The organism is Streptomyces sp. NPDC093586, from assembly GCF_044764905.1.
Lineage (GTDB): Bacteria > Actinomycetota > Actinomycetes > Streptomycetales > Streptomycetaceae > Streptomyces.
The window spans coordinates 67313-80199 of sequence record NZ_JBIWJA010000026.1 but is presented as its reverse complement, the minus strand read 5'-3'; the positions used below and the strand labels follow the sequence as shown (position 1 = coordinate 80199).

The window sequence follows — 12887 nt, the reverse complement described above, 5'->3', positions numbered from 1 at the left end:
GTTGGGTGGCCTGACGAGGGAGGGTCACGACCAGGTGGAGCGCAGGACGATCGGCGCGACGGCACTCTCGGTGGGGGCCGTCGGACTGGGGTGCATGCCGATGAACTGGGCGTACAGCGCGTCCCGGCAGCGGGGCGACGAGTCGGTCAGGGCGGTGCACCGGGCCCTCGATCTGGGCGTCTCCCTGCTGGACACGGCGGACATGTACGGCCCGTTCACCAACGAGCTGCTGCTGGGGCGGGTGGTGAAGGAGCGGCGCTCGGACGCCTTCGTGTCGACGAAGGTCGGACTGCTCGTCGGTGACCAGCACATCGTGGCCAACGGCCGTCCCGGTTATGTGAGGCGCGCCTGCGACGCCTCCCTGCGCCGGCTGCAGACGGACGTCATCGACCTCTACCAACTGCACCGCGCCGACCCGGAGGTGCCCGTCGAGGAGACCTGGGGCGCGATGGCGGAGCTGGTGCGGGCGGGGAAGGTGCGGGCGCTCGGACTCTGCGCGGTCGGTGCCCGGTCGGCCCGGCGGCCGGGATCCCGGCTGCACGACGCGACGGTGCGGCAACTGGAGCGGGTGCAGCAGGTGTTCCCGGTGAGCGCCGTGCAGGCCGAGCTGTCGGTGTGGTCGCCGGAGGCACTGCGGACGCTGCTGCCGTGGTGCGAGAGCAGGGGCGTCGGTTTCCTCGCCGCGATGCCGCTCGGCAACGGCTTCCTGACCGGCACGCTGACCCCCGGGCAGGGCTTCGAGCCGGAGGACCTGCGCGCCCGGCACCCCCGTTTCACCGCCGAGATGATGGCCGCCAACCAGCCGATCGTGGCCGGACTGCGCCGGATCGCGGCCCGGCACGGCGACGACGTCACGCCGGCGCAGGTGGCGCTGGCCTGGGTGCTGGCGCAGGGGCGGCACGTGGTGCCGGTGCCGGGCACCAAGCAGGAGCGCTGGGTGACGCAGAACGCGGGGGCTGCCGCGCTGCGGCTGACCGGGGCGGACCTGGCGGAGATCCGCGACCTGCCGGCGGCGCAGGGCTCGTGGGACTGAGGTGGTCCCCGGGTCCGGGATCCGGGGACCGGGCACCTGGAGGCGCCCGGCAGGGTATGACAGGGGGAACCCGCCGCGTCGAAGGGACCTTGATCGTGCGATGTCGATCCATGACGGCCGTGCTGGCCGCCGCCCTGCTGCTGACGGCCGGCTGTTCCTCCGACGACGCGGGGCCGCCGGCTGCGGGCGGGAGCGCCTCCTCCAGCGGTACGGCGGCGGGGTCGTCGCCCCCCGGCCCGGCCGCCGAGGAGACACCGCCCGCGAAGGGCTCCGTGAAGGTGGTCCGCACCGTCGCCACGGGGCTGAAGAGCCCGTGGGGTCTGGCCCCGCTGCCGGACGGCGGCCTGCTGGTCTCCTCGCGCGACGAGGCCACGATCACGCGGGTCGACGAGAGGACGGGCCGGAAGACGGAGCTCGGTGAGGTGCCCGGGGTGTCACCGGCCGGGGAGGGCGGCCTCCTGGGCATCGCCCTCTCCCCCGGCTACGCGTCGGACCACATGGTCTACGCGTACTTCACCTCCGCCTCGGACAACCGCATCGTGCGCATGCTCTACGACGCGAAGAAGCCGCCGGGAGAACAGCTGGGCGCCCCGGACACGGTGTTCAAGGGCATCCCCAAGGGCGTCATCCACAACGGCGGCCGGATCGCGTTCGGGCCGGACGGGATGCTGTACGCGGGTACGGGCGAGAGCGGTGAGCGGGGCCTGTCGCAGGACAAGGAGTCCCTCGGCGGCAAGATCCTGCGCATGACGCCGGAGGGCGAGCCGGCGGCCGGGAACCCGTTCCCGGACTCCCCGGTGTACTCGTACGGGCACCGCAATGTGCAGGGGCTGGCCTGGGACGCCAGGCAGCGGCTGTTCGCCTCGGAGTTCGGGCAGGAGACCTGGGACGAGCTGAACGCGATCAAGCCGGGGGACGACTACGGCTGGCCGAGGGCGGAGGGCAGGTCCGACGATCCCGCCTTCCACAACCCGGTGGCCCAGTGGCGCACCGACGAGGCCTCACCCAGCGGCATCGCCTACGCCGAGGGCTGCGTCTGGATGGCGGGCCTGCGCGGCGAGCGGCTGTGGCGCGTCCCGCTGAAGGGCACGGGGACCTCGGCCGACCCGCAGGCGTTCCTTCAGGGCGAGTACGGCCGGCTGCGCACGGTGGTCGCGGCGGGCGGCGACAAGCTGTGGCTCGTCACGAGCGACACGGACGGCCGGGGCGACCCGAAGGACGGGGACGACCGGATTCTGGAGCTGAAGGTGACGTAGGGCGGGCCTGTGGTCACGCGTCCCCGGCGGGTGCCTCCGGTCCCTCCGGTCCGGCCTCCGGCTCCCCCGGGCTCGCCGGGTGGACGACGACCTTGCCCGACGCGAGGTCTATCGGGCCGTGACCCGGGTCCGTGTCGCCGACGTCCTCCCGGGTCAGTTCCAGCCGGTTCTGCTCGTCGCGGGTGTGCTTGCGGCCGGGGGCGAACAGGTCCTCGAAAGCGTTGAACACGCGGGCTCCCTCGATCGGCGTCCTTCCAGCGTATGCCTCAGCCGGCCGGACGGGCCGTGGGCGTCCCGGCCCGGAACGGCGCCGGCACACCGGCCGGCGCCGCCGCCTCGCCGCGGCCGGGACGCCGGGTCCGGCCAGGACACGGGGGTCGTGGCCGCCGGCGGTCTCGGGTGAGTTGCGTGTCTCCGGGGTCCGGAAGGGGCCTTGGACACGGATGAGGGGTCTTGGGGCGTCGGCGCACCCCCGGCGCGCCGACGCCCCAAGACCCCTCGAAGGGTCCGGTCAGCCGGCGGTCGGCAGCCCCAGCAGGACGTCCGTGTACTTGAGGACGGCCAGGAGCAGCCCGATGACGCCGAGCGCGACGCCCGCCCAGGCGACCGACTTGATCCACGGCGCCTGCGGCCTGCCGGGGGCGCCGAAGGCGGGCCGGGCCAGCACCACGACGCCGACGAGCAGCGCGACCAGGGCGAACAGGCCGCCCCACAGCGCGGTGGCGTGCCAGGCGTTGCCGTAGCCCTTCTCGATGAGCGTGGCGACGTCGGAGGACGACGAGGTCTGCAGCTGGCCGATCAGCGACTCGCGGGCGGAGGCCACGGTGCCGACCCAGCCTCCGGTCAGCGAGACGAGGCCGAGCCCGGCGGAGACGACGGCGCCGGCGCCCTGGCCGACACCGGTCGGGCCGTCCTTCTCGGCGGCACCGGCCTTGGTGGCACCGAGGCCGGTCTCGGCATCGGTGCCGGTCTCGCCCGCCGCGGGGCCGTCGACCGCGGTGTCACCGTCCACGGCCGTGTTCTCGGTGGCCTCGTTCTTCGCCACCTCGTCCGCCTTGTCCCGGTCGGTCCGGCCGGCGGTCTCGTCCTCTGTCTTCGTTCCCATGCCTCGCACCGTACGGACGCTCTCTGAGAGGTCCCTTAATGATCGTTGTGAGCGCCGCGCGCGCGTGCCGCACGCCACTCGGGCGCCAGCACGGCCCACACCTCCATGTCCTGGCGGGTGCCACGGTAGGGGAAGCTCTCGCGCAGTACGCCCTCCCGCGTCATGCCGAGCCGCCGGGCGGCGTCGACACTGGGGGTGTTCGCGGACGACGCGTGCCACTCCACGCGGTGCATGCCGCGCTCGTCGAAGGCCCAGTCGATCAGGACGCGGGCGCCGCGGGTGACCAGGCCCCGGCCCGTTCCGGCGGGCTCCAGCCAGCAGCCGATCTCGCAGACGCCGGTGGCCGCGTCGAAGACCCGGAAGAGCAGTCCGCCGACGAGCCTGCCGTCCAGCCACAGCCCGTGCAGGAAGCCGCTGTCGGCGGCGTGCCGGTCGGCGTAGGACTGGAGCAGGGCCCGGGCGGAGCCGACGTCGGTGACCTTGGCGCCGAAGGGGATGTGCCGGGTGATGAAGTCCCGGCCCCGGTCCAGGTGGGCCAGGAACTCCTCGGCGTGCCAGGTCTCCAGGGGGCGCAGTTCGGCTCCGTCGTCACCCAGTGGTATCGCGTACATCCCGCTGTCGCTCCTCCTTCGCAAGGACGTCCGCCACCTCGGCGTCCGTCGCCGCGGCCAGCCTCTCATGGGCGGCACGACACTCGGGCGGTTCGATGCTGAGGCGGGGCAGCCAGGCGTCCAATCGGCGCGGCAGCCACCAGTTGGCCCGGCCGAGCAGGTGCATCAGCGCGGGCACCAGGAGCGTGCGGAGGACGAAGGCGTCCAGGGCGACGGCGGCGGCGAGGGCGATGCCGAACATGGCGATCACCCGGTCGCCGCTGAGCACGAAGGCGAGGAACACCGAGATCATGATCACCGCGGCGGAGTTGATCACCCGGCTGGTCTCGGCGAGGCCGACGCGGACGGCACGGCGGTTGTCGCCGGTCTCCAGCCACTCCTCGTACATCCGGCTGACCAGGAAGACCTGGTAGTCCATGGAGAGCCCGAACAGCACCGAGACCATGATCACGGGAAGGAAGGGCTCGATCGGGCCCGCGCTGCCGAGGCCGAGCAGTTCGCTGCCCCAGCCCCACTGGAAGATCGCGACGACGATCCCGAAGGAGGCGGCGACGGCGGCGACGTTCATCGCCGCGGCCTTGACCGGGATACCGATGGAGCGGAAGGCCAGCAGGAGCAGCAGGCAGCCCAGGCCGACGACGACGCCGACGAACAGGGGGAGCTTGCCGACGATGACCCGGGCGAAGTCGTCGTAGCCCGCCGTCACCCCGCCGACGTGCACGTCGAGCGAGGTGCCGGTCTCGGCGCGCGGCAGCACCTCGGAGCGCAGCCGCTCGACGAGGTCGCTGGTCCTCCGGGACTGCGGCGCCGACTCGGGTACGACGGCGAGGTACGCGGTGTCGCCGCCGGAGTTGTACGTCACCGGCGTCACCGAGGAGATCCCCTCGGTGGTGCGCAGGGAGGCGTCCAGGCCGTCCAGGGCGAGCCGGTCCTCGGCGCCGCTCACCTTGGTGACCAGGGTGAGGGGTCCGTTCACGCCGGGTCCGAAACCCTCGGCGAGCAGGTCGTAGGCCTGGCGGGTGGTCGTGCCCCGGGGGTCGTTGCCCTGGTCGGAGGTGCCCAGGCGCAGTCCGAGGGTGGGCAGGGCGAGGACCGTGACGACGACGAGGGCGAGGGCGCCGAGCAGCTTGGGGTGGTGCTCGACGAACGCCGACCAGCGGGCGGCGAGCCCGGTCGGCAGCTCGGGCTCGGGTCCGTGCTCGGCGAGTCTGCGCCGCTCGCGGCGGCTCAGGGCGCGTGGGCCGATGTACGACAGCAGGGCCGGCAGCAGCGTCACGGAGGCGGCGACGGTGAGCACGACGGTCAGCGCGGCGGCGACGGCCACGCCGTTGAGGAAGCTGAGCCGGAGGATCAGCATGCCGAGCAGGGCGATGCACACGGTGGCACCCGCGAAGACGACCGCGCGTCCCGTGGTCGCGACGGCGCCGGCGGCGGCCTCGGTGACGGACAGGCCCCGTTTCAGTCCGCGCCGGTGCCGGGTGACGATGAACAGCGCGTAGTCGATGCCCACGCCGAGTCCGATGAGGGTGCCCAGCATGGGTGCGAAGTCGGCGACGGTCATGACGTGGCCGAGCAGGGTGATGCCCGCGTAGGCGGTGCCGACGGAGACCAGTGCCGTGGCGATGGGCAGCAGGGAGGCGGCGAGGGAGCCGAAGGCGAGGAACAGCACGACCGCGGCGACGGCCACGCCGACGGCCTCGGCGAGGTGGCCGCCGGTGGATTCGGTGAGCGCGACGACGCTGCCGCCCAGTTCGACCTGGAGTCCGTCGGTCCCGGCGGCCCTGGCGGTGTCGACGACCGCGCGCGCCTGGGCCGCGTCGACGTCCTGGGCCTCGGCTGCGAAGGTGACCGTGGCGTACGCCGTGCGGTCGTTCTCGCTGATCAGGTCCGAGTCGGGGTCGTCGTACGGGTTGGTCACCGAGGCCACCCCGGGCAGCTCCGCGATGCGGTCCAGGGTGCGGGTCATGGTCTGTTCGACGTCGGCCGCGCGGACCGTGCCGGACGTGGTGTGCCAGACGATCGTGTCGCTGTCGCCGCCGCGGCCGGGGAAGCCCGAGGCGAGCAGCCGGGAGGCACGGTCGGAGCCGGTACCGGGGACGCCGTAGTCGTTCGAGTACGCGGAACCGGTGACGACCGCGGCCGTGGCGACCCCGCCGAGGGCGAGGAGCCAGAGCAGAACGGCTACGAGGCGGCGGTGGACACACCAGCGTGCGAGGGCTGCCACGAAACGTGCTCCCAGGTGTCTGATTGTGGATCTTTGTCCGGGAACAGTCGTTCATAGTGTGAACAGCCCGCAAAGAACGCATGAGTAATGCGAAACCACTCTTGCAGTCAGACATGATCATTTGCGTACTTCGTGGTCTTATTCACAACACTGGGAGACGCGCCGCCGGGCGATCAGGTGAACTCCGCCGGGCCGTACGGGCGGAAAAACAAGTGCGCGCCGCGCCGCCCACCACTCAGCATGACTGTTCATGTCCGACCTCACGCACCCCGCGTATCCGCGCAGCAACCGCTACGACACGCGCTGGATCGTCGCGCACCAGATGGGCCCGCATCCGCTGTGGCTGCTGGAGTGGCTGGCCCCGGCCCTCGGCCTCGACGACCTGCCGCCCGGCGCCCGGGTCCTGGACCTGGGCTGCGGGCGGGCGCTCACCTCGGTCTTCCTGGCCCGGGAGTACGGCCTTCAGGTCACCGCCGCCGACCTGTGGATCCGGCCCGACGAGAACGCGCGGCGCATCGCCGAGGCGGGCGTCGCTGACCGGGTGCTGCCGGTGCACGCCGAGGCGCACGACCTGCCCTTCGGCGAGGGCACGTTCGACGCGGTCGTCAGCATCGACGCCTATCAGTACTTCGGCACCGGTGACCTGTACCTGCCCACGCTCACCCGGCTGCTGAAGCCCGGGGGGCGGATCGGCGTCGTCGTACCGGCGCTGCGGCAGGAGCCGGAGGGCGTGGAGCCGCCGGAGCATCTGAAGGCGCACTGGGATCCGGGCTTCTGGGCGTTCCACTCCCCCGCCTGGTGGCGGCGGCACTGGACGCGCAGCGGCGTCGTGCGGGTCGAGGCCGCCGACTGGCAGCCGGACGGCTGGCGGGACTGGCTGCGGTGGAGCGAGGTGTGCGCGAAGGAGAGCCCGAGCGAGTTCATGGCGGGGATGGCACGCGACTCGGTGGAGCTGCTGCGCGCCGACGAGGGCCGCGCGCTGGGCTTCGCCCGGGTCGTGGGGCGCCGCACGGCGTGACGCGGCGTGCCCGTACGGCGTGACGCGGCGTACCGGGCGGTGTGGACGCCGTGCCGGGTGGCCTGACGCGGCGGGCCGTGCGGCAGGACGCACCGAGGGGGGTGCACCGTGATCGGTGCACCCCCCGAGGTGGTGAGAACCGGCGTCAGCCCTCGACGCCCAGCTTCTGGAGGATCAGCTCCTTGACGCGGGCCGCGTCCGCCTGACCCCGGGTCGCCTTCATGACCGCGCCGACCAGGGCGCCGGCCGCGGCCACCTTGCCGCCGCGGATCTTGTCGGCGACGCCCGGGTTGCCGGCGATGGCCTCGTCGACGGCGGCGGTCAGCGCGCCCTCGTCGGAGACGACCTTCAGGCCGCGCTTGTCGACGACCTCGTCCGGCGTGCCCTCACCGGCGAGGACGCCCTCGATGACCTGGCGGGCCAGCTTGTCGTTCAGGTCGCCCTTGGCGACCAGCTCGGTGACCCGGGCCACCTCCTGCGGCGTGATCGCCAGCTCGTCCAGCGACTTCTGGGACTCGTTGGCGCTGCGGGCCAGCTCGCCCATCCACCACTTGCGGGCGGAGGCCGCGTCGGCGCCGGCGTCGATCGTGGCGACGATCAGGTCCAGCGCGCCGGCGTTGAGGATGGCCTGCATGTCGGTGCCGGAGACGCCCCACTCCTCGCGGAGCCGGTTGCGGCGCACCAGCGGCAGCTCGGGCAGGGCGGAGCGGATCTCCTCGACCCACTCGCGGGACGGGGCGACCGGCACCAGGTCGGGCTCCGGGAAGTACCGGTAGTCCTCGGCCTCCTCCTTCACGCGGCCCGAGGTCGTGGACCCGGTGTCCTCGTGGAAGTGGCGGGTCTCCTGGACGATCGTGCCGCCGGAGGAGAGCACCGCCGCGTGCCGCTGGATCTCGAAACGGGCCGCGCGCTCCACGGACCGCAGCGAGTTCACGTTCTTGGTCTCGGAGCGGGTGCCGAACTTCTCGGTGCCGTGCGGACGCAGCGACAGGTTCACGTCGCAGCGCATCTGGCCCATCTCCATCCGGGCCTCGGACACGCCGAGCGCGCGGATGACCTCGCGCAGCTCGCGGACGTACGCCCGCGCGACCTCCGGCGCACGCTCCCCCGCGCCCTCGATCGGCTTGGTGACGATCTCGATGAGCGGGATGCCGGCGCGGTTGTAGTCCAGCAGGGAGTGGGACGCGCCGTGGATACGGCCGGTGGCGCCGCCGACGTGCGTCGACTTGCCGGTGTCCTCCTCCATGTGGGCGCGCTCGATCTGGACGCGGAAGGTCTCGCCGTCCTCCAGCTGCACGTCGAGGTAGCCGTCGAAGGCGATCGGCTCGTCGTACTGGGAGGTCTGGAAGTTCTTCGGCATGTCCGGATAGAAGTAGTTCTTCCGGGCGAAGCGGCACCACTCGGCGATCTCGCAGTTCAGCGCGAGGCCGATCTTGATCGCGGACTCGACGCCGGTCGCGTTGACGACCGGGAGCGCGCCGGGCATGCCGAGGCAGACCGGGCAGGTCTGGGTGTTCGGGTCGGCGCCGAGCGCCGTCGAACAGCCGCAGAACATCTTGGTCTTGGTGCCGAGTTCGACATGGACCTCGAGGCCCATGACGGGGTCGTACGAGGCGAGTGCGTCCTCGTACGACACCAGGTCGGTCGTGGTGGTCACGGTGAAACTTCCCTCTCAGCCCAGCAGGACGTCGTCGTCGCCCAGCCGCTTCAGCTCGCGGTACAGGATGGCGAGGTTGGTGACGACCGCGGCGCCGGTCAGGACGGCGTCGAGCAGTCGCAGCGTGTCGTTCTCGCCACGCGCCTTCTTGATCTGCTTGTAGACACCGACGGCGCCGAACGCCGAGGTGGCCATCGAGACGTACAGACCGGACTTGGAACTCTTGAAGCCCTTGGCCTTGGACAGTGCGCTCACAGCGACGGTGCCTCCTCGATCAGCGGGTGGCCCCACTTTTCCACGAAGGCGGCCTCGACGGCCGCTCCGACCTTGTAGAGCCGGTCGTCCTTCAGGGCGGGGGCGATGATCTGCAGGCCCACCGGCAGGCCGTCCTCGGGGGCGAGGCCGCAGGGCAGCGACATGGCCGCGTTGCCCGCCAGGTTGGTGGGGATGGTGCACAGGTCGGCCAGGTACATCGCCATCGGGTCGTCGGCGCGCTCGCCGATCGCGAAGGCGGTGGTCGGGGTCGTCGGGGAGACGATCACGTCGACCTGCTCGAACGCCTTCTCGAAGTCCCGCGTGATGAGGGTGCGGACCTTCTGGGCGCTGCCGTAGTACGCGTCGTAGTAGCCGGAGCTGAGCGCGTACGTGCCGAGCATGATGCGGCGCTTGACCTCGGGGCCGAAGCCGGCCTCGCGGGTCAGGGAGGTGACCTCCTCGGCGGAGCGCGTGCCGTCGTCGCCGGTCCGCAGGCCGTAGCGCAGGCCGTCGAAGCGGGCGAGGTTGGAGGAGCACTCCGAGGGGGCGATCAGGTAGTACGCCGACAGGGCGAGGTCGAAGGACGGGCAGTCCAGCTCGACGATCTCGGCGCCCAGCTCCTTCAGCAGCTCGACGGACTCGTCGAAGCGCTGGATGACGCCGGCCTGGTAGCCCTCGCCGCGGAACTGCTTGACGACGCCGACGCGCATGCCGGCGACGCTGCCGTTGCGGGCGGCCTCGACGACCGGCGGGACCGGGGCGTCGATGGACGTGGAGTCCATCGGATCGTGCCCGGCGATCACCTCGTGCAGCAGGGCCGCGTCCAGGACCGTGCGGGCGCAGGGGCCGCCCTGGTCGAGGGAGGAGGAGAAGGCCACCATGCCGTAGCGGGAGACCGCGCCGTAGGTCGGCTTGACGCCGACCGTGCCGGTGACGGCCGCGGGCTGGCGGATGGAGCCGCCGGTGTCGGTGCCGATCGCGAGCGGGGCCTGGAAGGCGGCGAGGGCCGCGGAGGAGCCGCCGCCGGAGCCGCCGGGGATCTTGGTGAGGTCCCAGGGGTTGCCGGTCGGGCCGTAGGCGCTGTTCTCGGTGGAGGACCCCATGGCGAACTCGTCCATGTTGGTCTTGCCGAGGATGACGACGTCGGCGGCCTTGAGGCGCTTGGTGACCGTCGCGTCGTACGGCGGGATCCAGCCCTCGAGCATCTTCGAACCGACGGTCGTGGGCACGCCCTCGGTGGTGAAGATGTCCTTGAGCGCGAGCGGGACGCCGGCCAGCGGGCCGAGCTTCTCGCCGCGCGCCCGCTTCTCGTCCACGGCACGGGCCTGGGCGAGCGCGCCCTCGCGGTCGACGTGCAGGAAGGCGTGCACCTTCTCGTCGACGGCCTCGATGCGGGCCAGGTGGGCCTCGGTGACCTCGACCGCGGTCAGCTCGCCGGAGGCGATCTTCGCGGCGATCTCGGCCGCGGTGAGCTTGATGATGTCGCTCATGGCGGTTACTCCTCCCCCAGGATCTGCGGCACCTTGAAACGCTGCTGCTCCTGGGCCGGGGCGCCGGAGAGCGCCTGCTCGGGCGTGAGCGACGGACGGACCTCGTCCGCGCGCATGACGTTCGTCAGCGGGAGCGGGTGAGAGGTCGGCGGTACGTCTTGGTCGGCGACCTCGCCGACGCGGGCGACCGCGCCGATGATGTCGTCCAGCTGTCCCGCGAAGTGCTCGAGCTCTTCGGGCTTCAGCTCCAGACGCGCCAGCCGGGCGAGGTGGGCGACCTCCTCGCGCGTGATGCCAGGCATGCAGCGTTCCTCTGGGGTGAGTGCGTGTGTTTCGGGCCGATCGGTTCGGGCCCAATCCTATGGGGCCGGGCCGCGTGGCCGTTAAACGGTTTGCCCCGGCGTCGTTCCCCGGCGCCGCGCGTCCCAGGTCTCGCTGCTCAGGAAGTGGTTGTCGTAGAGGTCCTGGACGTCGAGGAGGCTCTCCGGCGGGACCTCGCCGAGGCGGATGCGCTGCAGGTGACGGAAGTATTCGAAGCGTTCGACGCCCGGCGTGAGGACGATGAGCAGGTCGGCGTCGGCGCCGGGCACGGCGGCGAAGGCGTGGGGCCTGCCGGGCGGGACGACGACGAGGTCGCCGGGGCCGGCGGTGACGACGTCGTCGCCCGAGAGGATGTCGGCGGCGCCGTCGAGCAGGAAGAACATCTCGGCGGAGTTGTCGTGCCAGTGCGGCTTGGCCCCGTCGGCGCCCGCCGTGAGGGTGACGCGCTGGGTGGACAGGGCACCGCCGGTCGCGCTGCTGTCGGCCAGCAGGCGCACGGTGGTGGGCGCGCGGCCGACGACCTCGGCCCCGGCCTCGCGGACGATCACGGTCTCGTCGAACTCCGGAACGAACAGCGACATCTTCGTACTCCCTCGTGACGGTGGGGACGGGTTCAGACCGCGAAGAGCAGGCCCGCACTGATCAGGACGACGGCGGCGGTGGCGAAGTGGATCCCGAAGGCCACGGCCTTCGCACCCCCGTGGCGCAGCACTATGAGCGTGTCGCCGAGCGGTACGAGGGCCACGCACAGCATGAACCACGCCTCGGCGCGGGCGCCCGCGAACGCCAGCAGCGCCAGGCCCACCAGGCCGAACGTGCCGTCCCTCAGGCCCTTGACCGTCAGGTAGGCGCCGGCGTCGCCACCGGGCTCGGCGGGGACGCCGTAGCCGGCGGCCGCGGCGGCGGGCTGGAACAGGAAACGGTAGCCGAGGAACACGCAGAACAGGTCGAGCACGAAGGCCAGGGTGTACGCGGTGACGGTCACGGCTCCTCCTTGCTAGCAACGCTAGAGACAAGAGCGAGGCTAGCAGATCGTCGATAGGATGACTAGCGCCGCTAGAATCCCGGTCATGCCGATCCAGACGCGCCGGGAGCGCGAACGAGCGGAACGCGAGCGGCTGATCGCGACAACCGCGCGGGAACCGGCCGAGGCGGAGGGGTGGGACGCGGTCACCACCCGCCGGCTGGCCGTCGAGATCGAGTACAACCGGCCGGTCCTCTCCAGCCACTTCAAGGGCAAGGGCGCGATCATGGCGGCGGTCGCGGTGCGGGGCTGCGAGGAGTTCGCCGCGGAACTGCGGGCGTCGACCGCGGCGGCCGCGTCCCCGCGCGAGGCGCCGGCGGCGGCCGGGAAGGCGTACACGGCCTTCGCGCGGCGGCGGCCCGCGCTCTACGACGCGATGTTCAGGCACCGGGTGTGGGACCTGCCGTTCGCCACGCCCGAGGCCCCGGCGGCCCTCCAGGAGGCGTTCGGCGAGCTGCTGAGAGCGGTGGAGCCGTTCGCGGCGGCGGACGACGACCCGAGGCTGCTCACCGAGACGTACTGGGCCCGCCCGCACGGACTGGTGCCCCTGATGCGCAGCGGCCGGCTGCCGGAGGAGGCCCACGACCGCGGGCTGGCCCTGCTGATCGGGCACTTCGCGGCGGGGGGGCACCCTGGACTGAACCGGGTTCCCACCACGGCCGGCGCGGGGCCGACGGCGGACGACTTCCGCGAAGAAGACACGCCCGTCGGCAGGATGCGACTTCACGGCGCGGGGCACCGCGGACCGAGCCGAGGCCCCACCACGACCGGCGCGGGGCCGACGGCGGACGACTCCCGCGAAGAAGACACGCCCGTCGGCAGGATGCGACTTCACGGCGCGGGGCACCGCGGACCGAGCCGAGGCCCCACCACGACCGGCGCGGGGCCGACGG

13 protein-coding genes and 1 pseudogene are annotated in these 12887 nt (G+C 72.4%); 4 read left to right on the top strand and 10 right to left on the bottom strand.

What is annotated here, in order from left to right:
- The first annotated feature begins 34 nt into the window (after positions 1–34).
- On the top strand, positions 35–1033 hold the full coding sequence (locus tag ACIRFH_RS24980) for an aldo/keto reductase (RefSeq protein ID WP_403524814.1): 999 nt from the start codon (positions 35–37) through the stop codon (positions 1031–1033).
- Positions 1034–1143: 110 nt separating this feature from the next.
- The gene (locus tag ACIRFH_RS24975) at positions 1144–2289 is read left to right on the top strand and encodes a PQQ-dependent sugar dehydrogenase (RefSeq protein WP_403524812.1); all 1146 of its coding nucleotides are present in this window, start codon (positions 1144–1146) and stop codon (positions 2287–2289) included.
- A gap of 13 nt (positions 2290–2302) precedes the next feature.
- On the opposite strand, the gene ACIRFH_RS24970 is transcribed toward ACIRFH_RS24975, so the two are convergent.
- The 4 genes from ACIRFH_RS24970 to ACIRFH_RS24955 all read right to left on the bottom strand — a co-directional run bounded on the left by ACIRFH_RS24970 (position 2303) and on the right by ACIRFH_RS24955 (position 6229).
- Positions 2303–2518 (bottom strand): DUF6191 domain-containing protein, encoded by a 216-nt coding sequence (locus ACIRFH_RS24970; protein ID WP_403524809.1) that lies wholly within the window; start codon positions 2516–2518, stop codon positions 2303–2305.
- Between the two features lie 282 nt (positions 2519–2800).
- The gene (locus ACIRFH_RS24965; protein ID WP_403524806.1) at positions 2801–3394 is read right to left on the bottom strand and encodes a hypothetical protein; all 594 of its coding nucleotides are present in this window, start codon (positions 3392–3394) and stop codon (positions 2801–2803) included.
- 35 nt (positions 3395–3429) lie between these two features.
- Positions 3430–4005, bottom strand: coding sequence for a GNAT family N-acetyltransferase (locus tag ACIRFH_RS24960; protein ID WP_403524803.1), 576 nt, complete (start codon positions 4003–4005; stop codon positions 3430–3432).
- The gene (locus ACIRFH_RS24955) at positions 3983–6229 is read right to left on the bottom strand and encodes an MMPL family transporter (RefSeq protein ID WP_403524800.1); all 2247 of its coding nucleotides are present in this window, start codon (positions 6227–6229) and stop codon (positions 3983–3985) included. Before ACIRFH_RS24955 ends, ACIRFH_RS24960 begins: the two co-directional genes overlap by 23 nt.
- A gap of 250 nt (positions 6230–6479) precedes the next feature.
- On the opposite strand from ACIRFH_RS24955, the gene ACIRFH_RS24950 reads away from it, so the two are divergent.
- The gene (locus ACIRFH_RS24950) at positions 6480–7247 is read left to right on the top strand and encodes an SAM-dependent methyltransferase (protein WP_403524797.1); all 768 of its coding nucleotides are present in this window, start codon (positions 6480–6482) and stop codon (positions 7245–7247) included.
- A 145-nt stretch (positions 7248–7392) separates the two neighbouring features.
- On the opposite strand, the gene gatB is transcribed toward ACIRFH_RS24950, so the two are convergent.
- The 6 genes from gatB to ACIRFH_RS24920 all read right to left on the bottom strand — a co-directional run bounded on the left by gatB (position 7393) and on the right by ACIRFH_RS24920 (position 11955).
- A complete protein-coding gene (gatB, locus tag ACIRFH_RS24945; protein ID WP_403524794.1) occupies positions 7393–8904 on the bottom strand; it encodes an Asp-tRNA(Asn)/Glu-tRNA(Gln) amidotransferase subunit GatB in 1512 nt (503 codons plus the stop codon).
- A gap of 15 nt (positions 8905–8919) precedes the next feature.
- On the bottom strand, positions 8920–9159 hold the full coding sequence (locus tag ACIRFH_RS24940) for a hypothetical protein (RefSeq protein ID WP_403524791.1): 240 nt from the start codon (positions 9157–9159) through the stop codon (positions 8920–8922).
- Entirely contained in the window at positions 9156–10649 is a 1494-nt protein-coding gene (gene gatA / locus ACIRFH_RS24935; RefSeq protein WP_403524788.1) for an Asp-tRNA(Asn)/Glu-tRNA(Gln) amidotransferase subunit GatA, read from the bottom strand. The genes ACIRFH_RS24940 and gatA overlap by 4 nt, the downstream gene beginning before the upstream one ends.
- Before the next feature lie 5 nt (positions 10650–10654).
- Positions 10655–10951 (bottom strand): Asp-tRNA(Asn)/Glu-tRNA(Gln) amidotransferase subunit GatC, encoded by a 297-nt coding sequence (gatC, locus tag ACIRFH_RS24930; protein ID WP_371214669.1) that lies wholly within the window; start codon positions 10949–10951, stop codon positions 10655–10657.
- Between the two features lie 81 nt (positions 10952–11032).
- Complete coding sequence (locus ACIRFH_RS24925) at positions 11033–11551, bottom strand: cupin domain-containing protein (RefSeq protein ID WP_403524785.1); 519 nt, start codon at positions 11549–11551, stop codon at positions 11033–11035.
- A 32-nt stretch (positions 11552–11583) separates the two neighbouring features.
- Complete coding sequence (locus ACIRFH_RS24920) at positions 11584–11955, bottom strand: DUF4267 domain-containing protein (protein WP_403524782.1); 372 nt, start codon at positions 11953–11955, stop codon at positions 11584–11586.
- 85 nt (positions 11956–12040) lie between these two features.
- Here ACIRFH_RS24920 and ACIRFH_RS24915 point away from each other — a divergent pair.
- Positions 12041–12622: pseudogene (locus ACIRFH_RS24915) on the top strand (TetR/AcrR family transcriptional regulator); the annotation flags it as partial.
- Between the last annotated feature and the right edge of the window lie 265 nt (positions 12623–12887).